A 6,496-nucleotide genomic window follows, 5' to 3' on the forward strand; every position below is an offset into this window, starting at 1 on the left:
TCAATATGAGGCTGATATGGCAAATTTAGGAAAAGCGGCTTAACTGGGTTGTGTGAATTTGCTTGACCACGTCACTTCATCAAACTCTATACCTTTCACAGATTTATCATTTAAAACAACAATACCGCCCTGAGAGAAGTTGATGTTTACTAAGCCTTTTTGATCTGAGTAGTAAGTACTAACAATAGGAGGAGCTTCTCGCCTTTGCTTATTGTCATTTTTTAAGTATTTCGCCCAATACCCTCTTTTATTTTCATTCGCAACAAACAAACCTATCAACTTTGAGGGGTCGTTATCATAAGAACTTAAAATGAGTTCCTTTGCACTTTCTAGCAACTTATATTCATATAAAATAGGAACGTGTGCCGATGGTTTTTTCGGAAGCGCTGGCTTTTCACTTGACTTGTCAGTATAGAAATAATTAGCAAAGGCAGAAATCGGCGTGGTGTTTCGCCAGTTTTCTTTTAGGTGAATTACGTCATCTTTTTCTAGACCCAGTGCATCCATTAAATCTGACTGCGATGAGTTCTCTTCGGTAATCTGCTGATTTTGATCAGCAACGATAAAGAAATTTTCGACATTAAGTGCCTCGACCGCTTCGTACCATTCTGGCGGTAAATCCTGACCTTCATCAATAATAAAGTTCGTTGATGTACACGATGCGCCTAGCTCTTCAAAACGATTAATCAACGCTTCATAGTCTGGTTTGTGTTTTTCAACTTCAGGCATCTTCGCTTGTTCAAAATTTGCCTGCGAGCCGCCCGCTGCTTTGTATTGAAAATCATAAAGCCAAGACATAGCAGTATTCATATGAAAGTTTTCATCAGGCCCGGCTAATACTTTATTTGCATGATTGAGTACATGGTTGTACGACAAGAATAGCGTTTCATTTGTTGCCGCGTATTTTCTAAGGCGCATGAGTGCGACAACAGACTTTCCTGTTCCAGGAGCACCAACAACCAAGTATTGCCCATCTGCAGGTAGTCGAATAGCCATTCTCTGGTCTTTTGTTAATTCATGCTCTTTGGGTAACTCAAAAACACGTGCTGCCATTATTTTTTCACAAACTCCTTCAGTGACGGTATACCTTCATCTGGTTTACCTTTTATGAAAACTCTATCTAGAAATACATTGTTGTAACTACATGAAGTGTCAGGTAAAAGGACACAGCCATGACAGGCTGCACGATTTAACCAAGAAGGCCCTTGCCCTTCCATGTCTCCACACACTGGGTCCATCGAGCACCATTCAAGCTGCTTGAATGCAGAATCTAATAATTTGATAAATCGACGTGGTTTTGCCTGCTCGATTATGCCTCCAAGCGACCCGGCAATGTCAGGTACGGCAGTGTAGATAAGGACCCCGGCCATTTTTTTCTCTGCAGAACTATAAATTCGTTCTTGTAAAGACGCTGCAGGGTAACCCGCTATGGACTCTAGCTCTCTTACAAGTGCATGTGCTAGCGTATGCAGAAGAATGAACCTAGGGGTGGGGATAGCCTCATCCGGCAATATTATTTCTGAATCTTGATATCTCGTTTCTATTTCTGAAGCACGCTGTCTAATAAGAGGATGATGCTCCCACTTTTCAATAATTTCATTATCAAGCGTGAAAAACATACCCTCGCCAAAAAGCTCTATCGCCGGTAACCAGTCAAGATTACCGGTAAAATCTGGATCTACTATTGGTGTGGGATCAAAATCTTCTGCGTCGCTAGCTGCTCGTTGAAAACCTTTATAAACTTCAATAACCCTAAGGCGGTTTACGGCAATTAACTTGTCGATGACGTTAACCTCTGGCCTGATATCACCGCATTCACTCAGTGAACCTAGGTAGTGAGACCATTCGCTAGTTAAATGAGAGGTTATAAAGTCAGCGTTACTATTGAATTTTTGGATTGTAGTGAGCGCCTCGAATTCATCAAACATCATGTCATCGGGTGTAATATTGCTAAAATCTACTGCATCCTTTAAATCACTTCTGTCGATTTCTTCCAATGCACTAAATAGCTCTTCCTCTGAACACTTAAGTTCCCTCATCGCTTTCTTAACTTCTCGTTTTTTCTGCAATGGCCTTTTTGCGTCTTTAATGCCAGCAACCAGCTGTGATTGCTGAGTTAATCTAAAAAATAACGACGTTTTGTCAATATTTGACTCTGGCGGTATTACTAACGCCCTTTCGCTAACTGACGAAAATACTCGTGGATCGTTTACTTCCATAACGGTATACGTAACAGCCTCGCCATTTAACGATTTTCGTTCACGATAACCAGGCTGTTTGTGCACATTTCTTTGAAAATCCGTCATCTCTAACGAATTCTTGGCACCACACTTCTTGCACTGAACTTCCCATCGCCCTCTTTCATTAAGCTCTAGCTTTAGGTAACTCTCGTTCGAGATGGAACGACAATGAGATTGTGCATCGTTTTTTGGATTACGGTGACCAATGTAGTGCCAAGGAACATCAATCAAATCGCCGTAACTACTCACAGCACACCATGTCACCTGACTCAGAGTTCCTTTGTTACACGTCGAGCATTTCAGCTTTTGATTTATTTCAACACAGCTATTCTTCCAAGGTGCGAGATGCAATGTGTTGCATAAATTACATAAAGCCCAGTTCGGAAAACGTACTGTAGGAATCGCGCCACCAGAGATCCTTAGGTTGGCGGTCTCATCAATCGATGCCTCAGGCGGCAACACTAAATTGCTGGATACTTCCAGATGTCGTTTTACTCTTTCAACCGCGTGAAGCTTGGTTAAATTTTTTATAGGCCAAGTCGATGTGTCTTTAACAAACAGTAGATAGTCATTTTGATCTCGTACAATTGAACCTACACCAGCGTGCCCTGTCAGGTGAGAAAACCTTACAGGCGTAAACCATTGTTTGTTCTTCAAAACTCAAGGCCCCCATCCACCTCAAAGAGACCTGTTTTTTCTACATTTCTCATGGAGTTCAACGTCTCCCAAAGCCCAGTTTCGGTTTTAATATCTTCGAAAGAGACCAATAAACTATCAGCAGACTTGTCTTTAGAGCGATACCTTAAGTTCGTTGCTGAGGATGCTTCTTTCTCCCATTCGCGAATAAGACGAGCGATGTGCTCCTCGCACTCTTCTGACAACAGTCTTGTTTCGGTTTTATCCCCCACTAATGCACTTTTAATTCTAATTTTCATCAATCGAATAATTTTTTGTGTTAAGGGATCATCATAAGTAAGTTCTTGCGCATCAGAATTTTTTAACAAGCCTCCCTCGGCATGTCGAAATGCCGATACTAAAGACGCATGGAGTGCTCTTTTTCTAACTTGATGTGTAAAAGGTGTAATGCTTGACGGCTCTACATAACGATAAAACGACTTATGGTAAGCCCTAAAGTTTTCGTAATGAGAGAGACTTCTGGCTTGGGTTTTATAATAGTTTGTGAAAACAATTCCTGGCGTATTGCCTCTACCTACGCGACTGCTGGCCTGAATATATTCGGCAGTCGTCAATGGTTGGCCATTTATTACCATTAACGCTAGCCTTGGTTCATCTAAGCCTACCGACACCATATTTGTAGCTAATACAGAATCTATAGAATGTGCTTTGTTTTCATAACTTGCTTTAAGATCTTGGAAAACTTGCGCATTCTCTTCTGCTGTTTGATTACTGGTCAACGACTTCACCCTCAACTGCCTAGCGGGAAAGAATCGTTGAAAAAGCTCCACATTGTCTTTATTGCCTAGCAAAGTTTTTGGAACTACACCGTTAAAAAACGCGCTACTTTTGGCGCTTTTGTCATCCCTTAAGCTATTCGCAGCAGAGAGATCTGTTTTCTCAAGCTGCTTCATAAATTCGTTAAACAACATGCTGCTCTGAACTTTTGGTACACCACTTTGAAAGTTCGTTCTGCTGTTTCCCACGCCTTTTAAGCTGCCGTGATAAACCATTTGGGTCCACCACGCGTCTTTAAGTTCAGGATCTTCAAAGCAGGCGTTAGGTGCTGATACAAGCGCAGCTGCCAGATGTTCAAGACAGCTAGTGCGCGTTTGCCCGAATGCCATATAGCCCACGTAAAGTCTCCCCGGCTTTTCAGCTAGAGGAACTTCTTTTGCGAAATATGAATCTTTCTGCCTTATACCTACGGGGGGAAATACAGCCGACTTTTCCCTTCCAAAGAGGGCTTGCACCTGTTCTTTCGCTTGTCTGATTGTCGCTGTAGAGGCTATAAATTTTGGATAAACACCTCGCGATACTAGAATAGTTTCAAAACCAACTTCATATAAACCTACTATAGACCCGAGCGCCCCAGAAATAAGATGTAGCTCATCCTGAATTACTAATTCGGGCGGCCTATTTATTGCTCCGCCAAAAAAGGAAACAGCTCTGTCCTCCCAAGGCAGTCGAGCAAACTTGTCTACCGTTGCAATAAGGAGGGTTGGCGGTGAAGCATACAGCGCTTCATCGACTACGCTAAAAGGGAGAATGTTTTTTGTCGCTTTAGCTAATTCACAACCTTCGTGGTGACACTTAAATGAAAAACTATTCTCTGATGCGCTGAAATTATCATGTGAGAATGGCGTAGAGCACCATGGGCATTCCTGTAGAACAAACTTGCTATAGTTCCGATTTTCTAAAGCCTCTAAAGACTGCTTGAAGGTATTCGGTGATGAAGCACTGCCAAGCCAAAGCCCTACACTGAAAGGCTCTTCGCCTAACTCACCTGCCTTGGTACGTATAATTTCTAAAGCCGATACTACCTTACATGCGCGAATGAATTGTTGTGATGTTAGTAATCGTAACGTATACCGCATAATAGCGGCAGTGCCTCCACCGCTATTTTTGTACCTGAGGCGGCGGTAAACAAAAACCAACGCCATGACGCCTAAGTATGCTTCAGTCTTCCCCCCTCCGGTTGGAAACCATATCAAGTCAACACAGTCTCTAAAGTCATTATCTTCATCAATGGAAGACTCAAGCGCTAACAAAACAAATGCTAACTGGAATGGCCGCCACGAATAAGGTTCGCCATTCTTTGGTGGGCCATTTAGCTCCATTTGCATAAGCATTGCTTTGTTTGCTAGCGCAAAAGCTTTTTGAGCGTAGTCATCGTTACGGAGTCTCGATAAACCGCTCCTCATGCGCTGTTTAGCTTCTTCCATACGCTCAACAATGCGCTTAGCGACCTTTACCTCTTCAAACGTTCCTGTTTCAGCTAGTTCGAGCTGACTATCTATCCAGTCTTCGTAGTTATCGATAAATTCACTGAGTTGGGTGAAAACCGACTTATCAGACTCGATAGACTTTAAGAATGAAAAGCTTAGTACTTTGTTAGCTTTACCTGCGTTGGCAGTAACCTGTGGAACTTCGACTATTGGCATGAAGTCACTAAAGAACTCTGTCGTTGTCTCTCCTATTCGCCAATCTACTGCAACACCATGACCAATTGCATAAACGCGCTCATCTTTATAACGTAGTTCTAATTCTTGCTCTTCTTCACTTAGTAATGCATGGCTAACCCTGGGGTAATCTTTGAGAGAATCGGTACTTACGAAGCAACTAAGCTCAGCTTGAAAAATCGAGTTTTTTGCTGTTGCATCTCTTTCCGATTCTTTTTCTTCTTTTGGCTGGGAGCTGATATTGCTTAGTGAAACAGTGACTATTTTTCCTGTTCCGTGCGGCCTTATCTTTACATCTACAACGGCTCTTGTATTCATTACCGTGAAACGTGAAGATTCAGTGAGGGCGACCTCAATTTCTTCTCCACCATCATCAACCAGAGCATTTCGCTTCCACGTCTGACGGTTGTTTTGTTTTCCAGCCTTAGTGAAAGAGAAGCCGGCGTAAAAAACACGAATTGATTGAATTGATTGGTCTAGATAAAAAGAAAAACCCATAGAGGATGGAGGCTGATAGCGAATTTTTTTTGCACCGCTTGCCATTGAGGCATCACTGTCATCATCTTCAGACGTTTCATCGTCTACTGACTCATAGACTGTGCCTGCCGGGTAGAGAATACCGGTTGTATAGCAGTTAAAAGGATTAGACTCCCATAAGGTGTTATCCTTCAAAACATTTCCCGTTAGTGTATCTTTTACCCAGCTAACTAAGCTCTGTCTCGCTTTACTATAATCCGTCATACAACTCCATCCCTGGTTTCACGCACTTACAGAATGACTCGATAAAATTTGAATACTATTGAAAAATTAGGAGTTCAATTTCTTTGATTTAACTAAATTATAATTTAACAGCCATTTTTATACTAGACTAAAGTATAGCATTAACGCGTTAAGTCTCTGAGCTATATATAAAAGTGCAATATGGCAATGATGGCTATACCTAAAGCCTTGAAGAAGCCTATACAATTAAAATCAGTTTTCTGTCGAAATAAGGATATTACTTATGAGCTTACAAAGAATAAAACCCGCAAAGCAAGGAGAGCTAGGGAAACTGCGAATAAGTCCCGCAGTTTAACGCTTAGTTAAGCCGCAGCATCACCTGCCTAATTTTTAAACTCT

General features: G+C 41.9%; 3 protein-coding genes. All 3 read right to left on the minus strand.

All coding sequences use genetic code 11. The annotated features are described in order from the left end of the window. Nucleotides 1-39: 39 nt before the first annotated feature. The 3 genes from NO989_RS21235 to NO989_RS21245 are packed head-to-tail and all read right to left on the minus strand — an operon-like array spanning nt 40 to nt 6,118. On the minus strand, nt 40-1,053 hold the full coding sequence (locus NO989_RS21235) for a hypothetical protein (RefSeq protein WP_371343157.1): 1,014 nt from the start codon (nt 1,051-1,053) through the stop codon (nt 40-42). Continuing rightward, the gene (gene drmB / locus NO989_RS21240) at nt 1,053-2,897 is read right to left on the minus strand and encodes a DrmB family protein (protein WP_371343158.1); all 1,845 of its coding nucleotides are present in this window, start codon (nt 2,895-2,897) and stop codon (nt 1,053-1,055) included. The genes NO989_RS21235 and drmB overlap by 1 nt, the downstream gene beginning before the upstream one ends. Beyond that, a complete protein-coding gene (locus NO989_RS21245) occupies nt 2,894-6,118 on the minus strand; it encodes a helicase-related protein (RefSeq protein WP_371343159.1) in 3,225 nt (1,074 codons plus the stop codon). The genes drmB and NO989_RS21245 overlap by 4 nt, the downstream gene beginning before the upstream one ends. Between the last annotated feature and the right edge of the window lie 378 nt (nt 6,119-6,496).

Origin of the sequence: Alteromonas sp. DY56-G5 (genome assembly GCF_041414725.1) — a bacterium.
GTDB classification, from domain to species: Bacteria; Pseudomonadota; Gammaproteobacteria; order Enterobacterales; family Alteromonadaceae; genus Alteromonas; species Alteromonas macleodii.

Bases quoted from the DNA above. Each gene is read 5' to 3' on its own strand.
- NO989_RS21235 (WP_371343157.1), bottom strand. From the start codon at position 1,053: ATGGCAGCACGTGTTTTTGAGTTACCCAAAGAGCATGAATTAACAAAA.
- NO989_RS21245 (WP_371343159.1), bottom strand. From the start codon at position 6,118: ATGACGGATTATAGTAAAGCGAGACAGAGCTTAGTTAGCTGGGTAAAA.